This is a genomic window from Mobilisporobacter senegalensis, from assembly GCF_003752155.1.
In the GTDB taxonomy this organism is placed as follows: Bacteria; Bacillota; Clostridia; order Lachnospirales; family Lachnospiraceae; genus Mobilisporobacter; species Mobilisporobacter senegalensis.
On record NZ_RJVG01000010.1, the window covers coordinates 84,045 to 98,438 of the forward strand.

The following is a 14,394-nucleotide window of genomic DNA, read 5'->3' on the forward strand; positions in this document are numbered from 1 at the left end:
AAAGACAGGCAGGCACAAAACTAAATGTACTAATTAGTATTTGTGCCTGCCTGTCTTTTATTCACTAATTCTAATTTTTGCTTTCTGGTCAGCTTTTTTATAGCCACTTCTCTCTTCAGTGCTTCCTCTTTTGTTTCAAATTCTTCATAGTAAACTAAAGTGACAGGGCCTCTGTTCTTCGTATATTTGGCCCCTTTTTTGCTATTATGATCTTTTATTCTTTTTTCTAAATTATTGGTCCATCCAGTGTAGAGTGTATTATCCATACACTCTACTATATATGTATAATTCATTTGTATCTCTTCCTTTTATGTTTTATTATACTAGGTAGGCGAACCTACCTAGTTAATAATATCTATGGAAAGCACCCGAATAAAGCTGGTTCGTTAGCTAGTGAAAACACAAATGTCTTTTCACATTCACAGACAGTCAGCTCATAGACAAAATCTACAAAGTATCACTGTCATGTAAATAAAACGAGAATACGGTAAAATAAATTCGGCTGCATATTTTCGTAGATATGTACTCCCGTCTTATTTCTTTGATACTATATTATATTATACTACAAATTTAGCTATTTGTTCCATAATGTGAAACTTAATTCAGAAGTAATTGAAACCACATCTGAATTTTAATGAAACTTGTCCAGAGATATAACAGGGGCAAAAATAAGCTTTACCTTAAGTTTAACCCTAAGGCAAAGCCTATCTTTTTAACGAAGTAATAACAGTGGATCTACTGTTTCACCTTTCTCGGTGACTTGAAAATATAAATTACTGCCTTCTACGATATAGTATTTTGTTGGATCTGCAACCTTACCGATAATATCTCCTTCTTTTACTACATCGCCTACATCTACCGTACAATCTTTTAACTGTCCAAAGGTCAAATTATAGTCATTACCGATAGACATAGTTAATGTTAATCCTGTTTCTTCATTATTGCTGATCTCTGTTATGATACCATCAGCAGCACTTAGAACATCCTCTCCAACTTTACTAGCAATTATAATCGCAGGATTGCATTTATACTGTGCTAATGTTTGGAATAAGATTCCTTTATCCATGCTATATTTCATAATAACATCAGGATTGTCTTTAATTGGCCATAATAGACCCTTTTCTTCATTGAATTTAAGGTTTGGTGTTCCACCTGGATTCATAACAGCTACGGCATCCGGTTTTGAATTATCTGCCGCCTTTCCACTGTCAGATTTGTTTTCGTCCGCTACAGTTTTTGATATTGCTTCTTGTAATACCTTCTCATCTACAACAACATCATTTTCTAATAAACTGTCATTGGCATTCTGAGCTTCTTGTATTGCATCTGTATCCTCAGTGACTTTATTCATATCAGCTCGTTCATCTGCAATTTCTGTTAATGGCTCGTTTAAATCAACTAAATCTTTATTATTATCTGTAGTTACACTTACATAAACTGCTGCAATGGCAACTACCGCGCATACTCCAACAAGTAAAGATATATAAAAATTTTTACCCTTAAAATATGCAGAAAAATTTTCTTTTTTCACCATCATCACCTCTAAATATATCATTTCCAGAAATGTGATGATTATACAATGTTGTAAGAAATTTTTATTGAATTATACCCTTTTCAAAAATTCTTTGGTACGTCCTTCTTTCGGATTTTCAAATATCTCTTCCGGCGTACCTTCTTCTACAATTACTCCTTGATCCATGAAAACAACACGATCTGCAACTTCTCTTGCAAATCCCATCTCATGGGTCACAACTAACATGGTAAGTCCGGTTTCAGCAAGGTCTTTCATAACCTTTAATACTTCACCAACCATTTCAGGATCAAGAGCTGAAGTCGGTTCATCAAATAAAATTACATCTGGTTCCATAGAAAGCGCTCTTGCTATAGCAACACGTTGTTTTTGCCCACCTGATAATTGGGATGGTTTTGCATTGATATATTGGCTCATTCCTACCACATCAAGATATTTCATGGTAACATTAGTCGCTTCCTCTTTGGAACGTTTTAAAACTGTTGTCTGTCCAATCAAACAGTTATTAAGTACATTATGATTATTGAACAAATTAAATTGCTGAAAAACCATTCCCATCTTAGTACAGTATTCCTGCAGATTATGTTTATCCTGTAAAATACTCTGCCCTTTATAATAGATTTCTCCGCCGCTTGGTTGTTCTAACAGATTAAGGCAGCGTAGCAATGTCGACTTTCCAGAACCGCTGGAGCCGATAATACATACCACTTCCCCTTTATTAACGGTAAAATCAATATCTCTTAGAACATGATGATCGCCAAAGGATTTGCTAAGATGGCTGACGCTTATTACTTCTGACATTATTTTGTACCTCCTTTTTTAGGTAAGGAAACCTGATTATGTCCACTTCCCATAACTTCACCCTTAACAGAAGGCTTCTGATTATCAAGTATTACATAGTTGGAAGGCCCATCGATCTTACGCTCAATAAACCGCAAAATACGTGTAATTGTAAAAGTCATAACAAAATATATTACACTTGCGATTAAGAATGCCTGGAAATACAAATAATTACTGCTTGCAATGGAATTTGTATTATAGAATAACTCTGTAACCGCAATAACATTTAACACAGAAGTATCTTTAATATTAATAACAAATTCATTCCCGGTAGCAGGCAAAATATTGCGGATTACCTGAGGAAGCACTACATGTACCATCGTCTGGACATGATTCATCCCAATTGCGTGGGCAGCTTCAAATTGTCCTTTATCAATAGATACAATACCACCACGAACAATTTCAGACATATATGCACCAGTATTAACAGCTACAATAAACATAGCTGCTGCAAATTTATCCAATTGATATCCGGTCACAATGGGAATACCATAGTAGATAACCATTGCTTGTACAATCATTGGAGTACCACGAAATATTTCCACATATGCAGATATTAAAAAATTAATAATCTTTAATAGAAATCCCTTTATGCTCCCCTTTTTCTTTGATCCCGGTATGGTTCTAATAATACCCATTAATAGACCAATGATAAATCCTGAAACAGTACCAATGATAGATATATATAAAGTTGTCCATGCACCTCTTAAAAACATTGGCCAATATATCTGTATTAAATCTATCGCCTTTTGAAAAAACTCATTCATGAATGATCTCCCTTAACCTAATTTGCTACCGGTTGATTCTTTATGGCATTATCCATAATTTCAACACGCTCTTCTTCTGAGATCCCGGCAAGAATCTCATTAATCTTAGAAACCAGGTCTTCATTTCCTTTTTTAATACCTACTGCAACTGCAGTATCATCATCCGATGCTTCAAAACCTTTTCCTTCATCAAATACAACCATCGCATAATTGTCATTTGCGGCTGTTACACTGACACCCTCCGGTCTTTCAGAAACATATCCATCAATCATTCCTGCTTCAAGAGCAACTCTCATAGCTGAAAAATCCGCCATAGCTGATTCTTTCTTCACTCCCTCAATCTGGTCGATTACCGTATAGTGGAAAGTACCTTGCTGAGCAGTAATCTTTGCTCCTTTGAAATCTGCAATGGAAGATGCCGTCTCATACTGGCTTCCTTTTTTAACAACCATTACTAAATCTGAGCGATAATAGTTATCTGTAAAATCAATTTCTTTTTTACGATCCGCTGTTGGAGACATACCAGCGATAATAGCATCGATTTTATCAGATTGCATAGATGGAATTAAGCCTTTCCAATCCGTTTTAACAATTACTAACTCTTTTCCAAGGCCCTCTGCGATTCTTTTTGCAATCTCAACATCGTAGCCACCTGCAAATTCCTTGCTGCCATCAATCGGAACTGCTCCATTTGCATCATCCAGTTGTGACCAGTTAAACGGTGGATACATAGCTTCCATACCAACACGGAATACATTATCATTGTCCTTTGTAGTATCATCCACTTTCTTAGCACATGCGGTAAACACCAGTACTGATGTGAATAAAGTTGCAACTAAAATGAATTTGTTTATTTTTTTCATATAATTCTCCTTCCATAAAAAAAGATAACAAAAACAAATCATTTACCCATTTGTAAATTGTTATCCCCAGCAATATAATTAGACTTTCTTGTCATTCTTCAAATTTTAAACCTTAAACCATCACAAAGGATTCGTTCTACATTCTATCATCTATTGCATAAAATATCAACAGATTTTATTGAATTAATCCATTAAATTATGTCTAAATATAAAGTGAAACTTAATTCAGATATGGTTTTAGCATATCTGAATTAAGTTTCACTTATCTAGGGACATACCATCTGTTATCTCCCACTTTAGAAGCAGAAATATTACAGATGGTAGTCATCAGATTAACAATATTAGAAACAGATTAGATTTTTAGAAAGGTGGTGTTTTTTTAAGAGATTTTAGTGTATACTATTTCAATATGGTATAATTATACATGTACCAATTAAACATATATTTAGTTTAATACAAGGAGGATATATATATGAATAAGAAGCAGATAATTGGTATCGTAGTCGCAGGTATTGTCTTTACCTTCGTGTGTTCTATGAGTATCATAACTAACAATTTAACCAAAACTCTATTTCCCCAAAAGGATCTTTTAGATACATTGATGGAAACCAGTGAAAGTTTTAACTTACCAATGGAAGATTTTATAGGAGTTGTAGATGTCCAGGGAACAATTGCCAGTGCTACTACATCATCCCTTTTCGAAACATTGCCTTATAACCATCAAAGTACACTTGATTTAATAGATGCCCTAAAGGATTCCAGCTATAACAAGGGAATCTTATTAACCGTAAATAGTCCTGGCGGCGGCGTCTACGAAAGTGATGAATTATACCTTAAGTTAAAAGAATATAAAGAAGAAACCAAACGTCCTGTATGGACTTATATGGAGACACAAGCCTGCTCAGGAGGATATTACATCGCAATGGCATCTGATAAAATCATTGCCAATCGTAATACCTGGACCGGATCCATTGGCGTAATAATGGAATTATTAAATTACAAAGAATTAGCAGATAAGATCGGAGTGAAATCCATCTATTTCACCAGCGGCAGAAATAAAGCAATGGGATCTCCCACACTTGATATGACAAAAGAACAGCAACAGATTCTTCAAAGCCTTGTAGATGAATCTTACGAACAATTTGTATCTATTGTAGCAGACGGCAGAAAAATGAGTGTAGATAAGGTAAAACCTATTGCTGACGGACGTATCTACTCTGCTTCTCAGGCTCTTAAACTAAATTTAATTGATCAGATAGATACTTATGAAAATACGGCCGCTACATTCCAGGATGAATTAGATTCTCATATTCTTTATACACCTACAGATAGTTCTTTCAAATTTAGTACATTATTTGGTGCTGCAAAAGAAATAAAGCCGAAATCAGATGCTGAAATCATGACTGAATTCTTTGAAAAAGAGGGAAGCGGGGTGCCAATGTATTATGCAAAACCAGGACAATATTAATTCTGTAAATGGTGGTTTCTTTGTACGTTTGGCAGCTTATTTGATTGATATATTACTAGTTGGAACAGCATTAATATTCTTACGTATGCCTATGTGGATTTTTTCCCTGTTTCAGGCAAACAATCCATTTACCACTCCCATATTATTTCAATTCTCGGTTTGGGATATCTTTTTATATTTATTAGGTGTGACTTATTTTGTCTTAATGACCCATTTCACCGGAAGGACTATTGGCAAACGTTTAATGAACTTAAAGGTCGTTACGACTGCAGGTGAAAAACCAACCTTCTTTAATATATTGTATCGAGAAACAATTGGAAGATATTTGTCCGGCCTGATGTGCTTAGGTTATATTCTTATTGCCGTAGATAATGAGAAGAGAGGACTTCATGATATTCTTTGCAATACAAAGGTTGTTTACTCTAATGTAGTTATTCTTATTGAAAATGAATCAAGTAAAAATACAAATGATTTCATTCCTAATATTTCAATCGAAGAAATAAACAAAGAGGAAAACAGTCTTCCATCAGAAGAATGAGAAACAACTGGATCAGGGCTGTCCCATTTCTAATCCGATTATTATAAAAAATCTACGCCCTCCCTATAATGCTCTGTTTATAGGGAGGGCATAGATTTTTTTGTTATTCATAATAATTTACGATAGCCCTTTGTCATGAAGCCATCTTATATTTTTTTAAGTTTCCATATCTCTGCTGCGTATTCTTCAATTGTTCTATCCGAGGAAAACTTGCCGCTTTTCGCCACATTAATGATGGCTGATTTTGCCCAGGCTCCAGTGTCTCTATAGGCTTTACCTATCTTTCTTTGCGCCAATTCATAGGAATGAAAATCTTTCAATATAAAATATGGATCAGCCTTTTCATTTTTATGGATTCCCAGTAACGATTTGTAGATATCGTTAAATAATCCATGATCTGGGAAATAGCAGCCATTAATTAATTGATCTAAAACCAGTTGTATCTCTGCATCAGAATCATAGATTTCTTTTGGATCATACCCTCCATGTAATTCATATTCCATAACTTCTTTTGAACTTAATCCAAAGAGGAACATGTTCTCTTCTCCAACTTCTTCAAAAATTTCAACATTGGCGCCATCCATTGTTCCAACCGTTAATGCGCCATTTAACATAAATTTCATATTCCCAGTCCCGGAAGCCTCTTTGCTGGCAGTAGAAATCTGTTCTGAAACATCTGCTGCCGGAAAAATTAATTCTGCATTTGATACTCTGTAATTTTCTATAAAGACCACTTTTATTTTTCCATTGATAGATTCATCTTTATTAATTACATCTGCAACACTGTTAATAAGCTTAATAATTGCTTTTGCTATTTTATATCCGGCACTTGCTTTTCCGCCCAATATAAATGTTCTAGGATAGAAATCCATATCAGGATATTTCTTTAGCTGGTTATATAAATGCATTATATGAAGAATATTCAATAACTGACGTTTATACTCATGAAGTCTTTTTACCTGGACATCAAAGATGGAATTTGGATCTACTTCTATACCATTATGTTTATAAATATAATCTGCAAGCCTTATTTTATTTTTATATTTAATATCCATAAATTCTTTTTGTGCTGTCATATCTTCTGCATAATCTGCGATTTTCTTAATTGCAGGAAGATTTGTAATCCATTCATCTCCTATTTTTTTTGATATCCATTCAGCAAGAAGAGGATTCCCGTGAAGCAGAAATCTTCTTTGTGTAATTCCATTTGTCTTATTGTTAAATTTTTCGGAATACATTTCATAAAAATCTTTTAGCTCACGTTCTTTTAGAATCTCTGTATGAATCTTTGCTACTCCATTCACAGAAAAACTACCTATAATTGCCAGATTTGCCATCCGGACCTCACCACCATAGAGAATCGCCATGTTCTTTATCTTTAATTTATCCCCTGGATACCTGCTCTCTACAACGAGAAGAAATCTTCGATTGATTTCATCAACAATTTGATAGATTCTAGGAAGTAATTTTGAGAATAAATCAATTGGCCATTTTTCCAGTGCCTCTGTCATAATGGTATGATTTGTATAGGCACAGGTTTTATTTGTTATCTCCCATGCTTCCTCCCAGGATAAATTATAATCATCTAATAAAATTCTCATTAATTCAGCTACTGTTACTGTAGGGTGGGTATCATTGAGCTGAAAACATACTTTTTCATGGATTTTACGTATATCTTTATGATTTTCCATATATTTGGATACTGCCCTTTGAATGGTTGCCGATACAAAAAAATATTGCTGCTTTAATCTTAATTCTTTTCCTGCATAATGATTATCATTTGGATATAAGACCTCACAAATTGTATTTGCAAGGTTCTTTTCTTCTACCGCTTTTAGATAATCACCTTTATCAAAGGAGTCTAAATTAAATGTATTCGCTTCTTTTGCATCCCATATTCTTAAAGTATTTACTATATGATTCCCATACCCAACAATAGGAATGTCATAGGGAATTGCAATAACAGATTGATAATTTTCCTGGATGAATTTATCTCTTCCTTCACCATCTCTTTCCATTCTCACATATCCGCCAAATTTTACTTCCTGTGCATATTCCTCTCGTTTCATTTCAAATGGGTTCCCATATTTCAACCAATTATCTGGTACTTCTATCTGAAAACCATTCTCAATTTTTTGTTCAAACATACCATATTTATAGCGTATTCCGCATCCGTACGCCGGATATCCAAGGGTAGACAGTGAATCTAAAAAACAGGCAGCAAGTCTTCCAAGCCCTCCGTTCCCAAGGGCAGGATCTGCCTCTTCCTCTTCTATGCTATTCAAGTTTAACCCTAATTCTTCTAATACTTCCCGAACTGTTTCATCCGCCTTAAGATTTATTATCATATTACCAAGTACCCTGCCCATTAAAAATTCCATGGATAAATAGTATACAAATTTAACGTCACGGCTTTCGTATTCTTTATGGGTTTCTATCCATAAATCCACAATATACTCTTTAATGGAATAAGATACCGCCTGAAAAATCTGTTGCTCACTGGCTTCTTCTATAGATTTACGAAATAAGATTTTAAGATAATTTTCTACATTATATTTAAATTTAGTTTTATTGAATTCTTTCATAAATACCTCCTTACTATGGCATAGATTATAAGTAAACTAGTTTTGCAGTCAGCAGATAAATAGATATTTTTGTCATTATATACCCTTTTAATCTATTGCACAACATAAATCTAAGGAATGAAATATTCACCTATTATATTTTATTCTAACCACTATGAAACTGTGAATTTGACAAAAAGGATGAAACTGCCGCAAAACTGGAAATGCGACAGCCCCATCCTGATAATTATCATTTAATTTACTTTTTCAACTCCAAGAGATACATTTTCTCCATTTAAATTCCATTCCTTCGCATATCCATTGGTTTCTCCAAAGATGATTTCATTTGCCAGTACTTCCGACTGTATCTGCTCTGCATTCTTGTCCATAATGGTTTTGATCTTGGCATTCTTATCCTGATATACTTTGATGTGGTCCATTACTTCAAAACCTGCTTCTTTTCTCATAGTTTGAATCTTACTAATAATCTCTCTTACAAAACCTTCTTCGATTAATTCTTCTGATAGATTTGTATCAAGGACAACAGTAATGCCATGATCAGAATCAGATACATACCCTTCTGTCTGTGCTGCCTCAATTAAAAGATCTTCTTTTTCAAGAACTTCTTCTTTTCCATCTAAAGTTATCTTTAATTGACCAGTTCCATTAATTTCGTCCATAGCTTTGTTCCCATTTAATTCAGAAAGAACTGTCTTAAGATCATTGAGCTGCTTTCCAAATCTCTTTCCAAGGGTTCTAAGTTGTGGTTTAAAGCTATAAGAAGTAAAGTTACGTACATCATCTGTAAAAGTAACTGCTTTTACATTTAATTCATCTTCGATAATCTCTTTATAGAAGTCAGATAATTCATTATCTGCTTTTACATACATATTACCAATCGGCTGTCTATTCTTAATATTGGCATTATTTCTACAAGCACGACCCAGTACTACAATATCAAGAACCTCTTCCATATTCACTTCTAACTCTTTATCAATGTGAGCTTCGTTGTATACCGGATAGTCACAGAAATGTACACTCTCAGATGCACTCTTATCAACACTTAACACAAGATTTCTATAGATATCTTCTGCCATAAATGGAATGAATGGTGCAGTAACTTTAGATAGCGTAACTAAAGTTGTATATAACGTCATATACGCATTAATCTTATCCTGTTCCATTCCCTTTGCCCAGAAACGTTCTCTGCTTCTTCTTACATACCAATTACTTAATTCATCTACAAACTCCTGTAGAGCCCTTGCTGATTCTGTAATTCTGTAATTTTCCATATTGTTATCAACCGTCTTTATTAAAGTATTCAATTTTGATAACAGCCATTTATCCATAACAGGAAGTTTATCATATTCTAATTTATATTTTGAAGCATCAAATTCATCAATATTGGCATACAGAACAAAGAATGCATACGTATTCCAGAAGGTTCCCATGAATTTTCTCTGCCCTTCTGTTACAGCATCACTATGGAAACGGTTTGGCAGCCAAGGTGCACTGTTACTATAGAAATACCAACGAATTGCATCCGCGCCATGTTCTGCTAATGCATCAAAAGGATCCACTGCATTTCCTTTTGATTTGGACATCTTCTGACCGTTCTCATCCTGAACATGTCCAAGTACAATTACATTCTTATATGGTGCTTCATTAAAGATCAAAGTAGAGATTGCTAATAAGGAATAGAACCACCCTCTTGTCTGATCCACTGCTTCACTGATAAAGTTTGCAGGGAAATTATCTTTAAAGATATCCTTATTTTCAAATGGATAGTGCCATTGTGCAAATGGCATTGCTCCCGAGTCAAACCAGCAGTCAATCACCTCAGGCACACGGTTCATCTCTTTATTACAATGAGGGCAGTTAATGGTAACCTCATCAATAAATGGACGGTGTAATTCGATATCATCCGGGCAGTTACCGGACATAGATTTTAATTCTTCAATACTTCCGATTGAATGTAAATGCCCACATTCGCATTCCCATACATTAAGAGGAGTTCCCCAATAACGATTACGGCTGATACCCCAATCCTGAACATTATTTAACCAGTCGCCAAAACGCCCTTTCCCGATATTTTCAGGAATCCAGTTAATTGTATTATTATTTCTGATAAGATCATCTTTTACTTCCGTCATCTTGATGAACCAGGATTCTCTCGCATAATAAATAAGCGGAGTATCACATCTCCAGCAGAATGGATAGCTATGTTCAAATTTAAGAACCTTAAATAAAAGTCCTTTTTCACCTAACATCTTCATAATGCCTTCATCTGCATCTTTACAGAATACACCGGCAAAATCAGTTGCCTCTGGTTTAAATTCACCTTTACCGTCAACTAATTGAACAAATGGAAGGTCATATCTACGTCCAACTTGTGAATCGTCTTCACCAAAAGCAGGAGCAATGTGAACAACACCTGTACCATCTGATAATGTTACATAAGTATCACATGTTACATAGTATGCTTTCTTATCTGTCTCAGCATAATTGAATAGTGGTTCATATTCTTTATATTCAAGGTCTTTCCCTACATATGTTTCTTCAACTGCATATTCTCCTTCAATAACCGAAAGTAAAGCTTCCGCCAAGATATAATGTTCTTCTCTAACAACTACCCCGGCATCACCTTCGGCATCCTTTTTAACTACATCCCCTTTTCCATTGACAGAAACTTTTACTTTCACATATGTTTCATTTGGATTTACACATAGGGCAACGTTAGATGGAAGAGTCCATGGAGTTGTTGTCCATGCTAAGATATATTCATTCTCAGTACCTTTTACTTTGAATTTTGCGATAACTGATTTTTCTTTTACATCCTTATATCCTTGTGCAACTTCGTGACTTGAAAGTGGTGTTCCACATCTTGGACAGTACGGTACGATTTTGAATCCTTTATATAAAAGACCTTTTTCAAAAATCTGCTTTAATGCCCACCATTCTGATTCAATGAAATTATTGTCATAGGTTACATATGGGTTCTCCATATCTGCCCAGAAACCTACGGTTGCCGAGAAATCTTCCCACATGCCTTTATATTTCCATACACTTTCTTTACACTCATGGATGAATGGTCCTAAGCCATATTCTTCAATCTGTTCTTTACCATCAAGACCAAGTTTCTTCTCAACTTCAAGTTCAACAGGAAGACCATGAGTATCCCAACCAGCCTTACGAAGTACTTTATAACCTTTCATTGTTCTATATCTGGGAACTAAATCCTTAATAACCCTTGTTAATACATGTCCAATGTGAGGCTTTCCATTTGCAGTGGGAGGGCCATCATAAAAAGTATAAGTCTCTCCCTGCTTTCTTTGTTCGATACTCTTTTTGAAAATCTGGTTCTCTTCCCAGAACTTTTCAATTGCTTTTTCTCTTTCAACAAAATTAAGATTCGTGGATACTTTATTGTACACGTTTATTTCCTCCTTAATTAAAAAAGCTTCCATCCTAAACAGGATGAAAGCTAAACAATCATAAACCACCTATTTACATACCAACATATGCTCTCCATATAACGGTGGAAACCGGCACGGCTTACATAAGTCACAAATATGACCTTTCAGCTTACAACTTAGGAGTGATATTCAAGAATTACTACTACTATTAGGTTCCCACTATCCCTAACTCACTTTGAGTTTCGAAAAATCTCTACTGTCTCCATCAATGTTTTTCTTATATTGTGTCCTATATTAGTATAAATTAAACCAATTGTCAAGGGGATACCAAATCGAATCATCAGATATAAAAGTATTTTTTACTCTTTCCAATTAATCGCTTAGACCAATTCTTCTTCGGACAATATTCCAATCAATATTTTTCATAAAATTATTAATATACTCATCCTTTTTATCTGCATATTGTAAGAAATACGCATGTTCATATACATCCAGCACCAGTAATGGGATACATATTGCCAAATTCCCTACATCATGGGCATCTAAACTAATATTTCTTAATTTTTTAGAACGGATATCATAACATAAAACAGCCCATCCCCTGCTGGCTTTTGCTGTAGCTACAAAATGATCCGCCCATTGTTCGAAGCTTCCAAAGTCCTGGGCCAGACATTCTGCAACTTCATTATCTGGAATATTATTCGTCGACCCTATATTCTCAAAATAATATTCATGAAGAATTACACCATCCAGCGCATAAGTCTCGCCTCTTTTAATTCCCCTGTACTTACTGTAAGTAGCATTGGCATCTTCTAAACCAGAATCATTTTCTAATAAGCCGTCCACTTCATTTATTTTTCTTATATATCCTTCATATAATCTCATGTGTACTTCAAATTGCTCTTGATTAATTACAGTAACATCGTTCGTGTACTCAAAGTTGATCTTTCTTAATGCCATAAAAATAAACCTCCATTATTACTATAATTAATATATGCAATAATAGAAGTTTATTGTTTTTAAAGATGTATTTTTTTAATTTTATTCTCTCTCTTCTTCGCCATATACAGTGGTATTTCCATTATTATTTCCACATTGAATTCCCTTTTTAATTGGTGCGATTAAAAATCCAACAATTATCCCCGCCAAAATACAAGTTGATGCCAATAATACTTTTTCTCCTCTGGTCCAGTCTTTACTTATAAAATCTTTCAACATGCTCATATTACATCCTCCCTTAAAAGAATATCTGCTGCTATGGTTAATCATGAACAAGTTCATAATCTTGTTGCATTCGCCAAATGCTTCGCCCTTGGCTCATTGTTTTCATTATATCATATAATATCAAAATACTGGCAATAATATTCTACTTATTTACAATATCACTTCCTAATTTTTTGTCCTTCACATACCGGATACACTTTATTGCTGAAAGATTTTTATCTTTTACCTCCAGCATTATATCAATATCTTCTCTATTCAAATTCTCATAGAACTCCCAAAATTCATCTATATCAATACTTTCAGAATGAGCACCCGGATTTTTCAATGGATTTTGCTGTGAATAATGAATCTTTTGATTCCCATCTTTTGTCTTCCAGGTATTCTTACATTCTGTGATCCAATAGAATTCACTTTCCTGTCTTATACATGGATTAATCCTATGATGCAGATTATCAAAAACAACCGGTATATCTAAGGTCCTCCCGATTTCTATAACATCACTAATATTATAAGATTTATCATCATTTTCAATGACAAGGCGCCTTTTTACCTTTTCATCCAGCCGTCTATAATTTTCAATAAATCTTTTCTTCGCTTCTTCTTTATTATTATAGATCCCGCCAATATGCAGCACTATTTTATTCTTTGAACTTACCCCAAGGCAGTCTAAGACTCTTGTATGATAATCTAAATCTGCAATAGAATTAATCACAACATTATCATTGATGGAATTTAAGACCGTATATTGCCCCGGATGCATGGAAACTCTCATATTATTCTCTCTAATTTTATTACCTATCTCTGTAAACTGTTTCTCAAAGATACTCCACCAGTAAAGTTGATTGATTCTATTTGATCCAAATGGGATTATATCAGAACTGATACGAAATAATTTGATGTGATTCATAATATTATACTCAATAATATTATTGAGAGAGCTTAAATTATATGCTGTTAATTCAAGTAATTTAGATTCACTGGCATTTTTAAGGATACATCTTTTCATATTGGTATTCGGCACTCCCATAAGTAAACATGCATATCCGATATTCATGATATCCCACCTCCATTAAAAATGTTTGATTTATGTTTCCTTCACTCTAATAAAAAAGAAGGCCCTTAAAGTTATTACTCTAAGGATACCCTCTTATTTAAGAATTTATAATTTATCAAATCCCATAAT

12 protein-coding genes are annotated in these 14,394 nt (G+C 34.2%); 2 read left to right on the forward strand and 10 right to left on the reverse strand.

Annotated elements, in window-relative coordinates:
• Positions 1-29: 29 nt before the first annotated feature.
• The 5 genes from EDD66_RS14700 to EDD66_RS14720 form a co-directional block, all read right to left on the reverse strand.
• A complete protein-coding gene (locus EDD66_RS14700; RefSeq protein ID WP_123610339.1) occupies positions 30-293 on the reverse strand; it encodes a GIY-YIG nuclease family protein in 264 nt (87 codons plus the stop codon).
• Between the two features lie 419 nt (positions 294-712).
• Positions 713-1,531: a M23 family metallopeptidase gene (locus EDD66_RS14705; protein WP_170164377.1), complete on the reverse strand. Its 819-nt coding sequence runs from the start codon at positions 1,529-1,531 to the stop codon at positions 713-715.
• Between the two features lie 72 nt (positions 1,532-1,603).
• The gene (locus EDD66_RS14710; protein WP_123610341.1) at positions 1,604-2,332 is read right to left on the reverse strand and encodes an amino acid ABC transporter ATP-binding protein; all 729 of its coding nucleotides are present in this window, start codon (positions 2,330-2,332) and stop codon (positions 1,604-1,606) included.
• On the reverse strand, positions 2,332-3,138 hold the full coding sequence (locus EDD66_RS14715; protein ID WP_207667800.1) for an amino acid ABC transporter permease: 807 nt from the start codon (positions 3,136-3,138) through the stop codon (positions 2,332-2,334). Before EDD66_RS14715 ends, EDD66_RS14710 begins: the two co-directional genes overlap by 1 nt.
• A 17-nt stretch (positions 3,139-3,155) precedes the next feature.
• A complete protein-coding gene (locus EDD66_RS14720; protein WP_207667801.1) occupies positions 3,156-4,001 on the reverse strand; it encodes a transporter substrate-binding domain-containing protein in 846 nt (281 codons plus the stop codon).
• Between the two features lie 472 nt (positions 4,002-4,473).
• On the opposite strand from EDD66_RS14720, the gene sppA reads away from it, so the two are divergent.
• A complete protein-coding gene (gene sppA / locus EDD66_RS14725; RefSeq protein ID WP_123610342.1) occupies positions 4,474-5,469 on the forward strand; it encodes a signal peptide peptidase SppA in 996 nt (331 codons plus the stop codon).
• On the forward strand, positions 5,447-6,007 hold the full coding sequence (locus EDD66_RS14730; protein ID WP_123610343.1) for an RDD family protein: 561 nt from the start codon (positions 5,447-5,449) through the stop codon (positions 6,005-6,007). Before sppA ends, EDD66_RS14730 begins: the two co-directional genes overlap by 23 nt.
• Positions 6,008-6,153: 146 nt before the next feature.
• Here EDD66_RS14730 and EDD66_RS14735 read toward each other — a convergent pair whose 3' ends face one another.
• From EDD66_RS14735 to uvsE, 5 genes are all read right to left on the reverse strand, one after another.
• On the reverse strand, positions 6,154-8,592 hold the full coding sequence (locus tag EDD66_RS14735) for a glycogen/starch/alpha-glucan phosphorylase (protein WP_123610344.1): 2,439 nt from the start codon (positions 8,590-8,592) through the stop codon (positions 6,154-6,156).
• A 233-nt stretch (positions 8,593-8,825) separates the two neighbouring features.
• Positions 8,826-12,005, reverse strand: coding sequence for an isoleucine--tRNA ligase (gene ileS, locus EDD66_RS14740; RefSeq protein ID WP_123610345.1), 3,180 nt, complete (start codon positions 12,003-12,005; stop codon positions 8,826-8,828).
• A 354-nt stretch (positions 12,006-12,359) separates the two neighbouring features.
• A complete protein-coding gene (locus EDD66_RS14745) occupies positions 12,360-12,947 on the reverse strand; it encodes a superoxide dismutase (RefSeq protein WP_123610346.1) in 588 nt (195 codons plus the stop codon).
• Between the two features lie 81 nt (positions 12,948-13,028).
• The gene (locus EDD66_RS14750; RefSeq protein WP_123610347.1) at positions 13,029-13,211 is read right to left on the reverse strand and encodes a hypothetical protein; all 183 of its coding nucleotides are present in this window, start codon (positions 13,209-13,211) and stop codon (positions 13,029-13,031) included.
• 142 nt (positions 13,212-13,353) lie between these two features.
• Positions 13,354-14,265: a UV DNA damage repair endonuclease UvsE gene (uvsE, locus tag EDD66_RS14755; protein ID WP_123610348.1), complete on the reverse strand. Its 912-nt coding sequence runs from the start codon at positions 14,263-14,265 to the stop codon at positions 13,354-13,356.
• Between the last annotated feature and the right edge of the window lie 129 nt (positions 14,266-14,394).

What these genes read in the sequence shown, in the direction of transcription:
- EDD66_RS14700 (WP_123610339.1), bottom strand. Translation starts at nt 293, where the DNA reads ATGAATTATACATATATAGTAGAGTGTATGGATAATACACTCTACACT.
- EDD66_RS14710 (WP_123610341.1), bottom strand. Translation starts at nt 2,332, where the DNA reads ATGTCAGAAGTAATAAGCGTCAGCCATCTTAGCAAATCCTTTGGCGAT.
- EDD66_RS14715 (WP_207667800.1), bottom strand. Translation starts at nt 3,138, where the DNA reads ATGAATGAGTTTTTTCAAAAGGCGATAGATTTAATACAGATATATTGG.
- EDD66_RS14720 (WP_207667801.1), bottom strand. Translation starts at nt 4,001, where the DNA reads ATGAAAAAAATAAACAAATTCATTTTAGTTGCAACTTTATTCACATCA.
- sppA (WP_123610342.1), top strand. Translation starts at nt 4,474, where the DNA reads ATGAATAAGAAGCAGATAATTGGTATCGTAGTCGCAGGTATTGTCTTT.
- EDD66_RS14730 (WP_123610343.1), top strand. Translation starts at nt 5,447, where the DNA reads ATGCAAAACCAGGACAATATTAATTCTGTAAATGGTGGTTTCTTTGTA.
- EDD66_RS14735 (WP_123610344.1), bottom strand. Translation starts at nt 8,592, where the DNA reads ATGAAAGAATTCAATAAAACTAAATTTAAATATAATGTAGAAAATTAT.
- EDD66_RS14745 (WP_123610346.1), bottom strand. Translation starts at nt 12,947, where the DNA reads ATGGCATTAAGAAAGATCAACTTTGAGTACACGAACGATGTTACTGTA.
- EDD66_RS14750 (WP_123610347.1), bottom strand. Translation starts at nt 13,211, where the DNA reads ATGAGCATGTTGAAAGATTTTATAAGTAAAGACTGGACCAGAGGAGAA.
- uvsE (WP_123610348.1), bottom strand. Translation starts at nt 14,265, where the DNA reads ATGAATATCGGATATGCATGTTTACTTATGGGAGTGCCGAATACCAAT.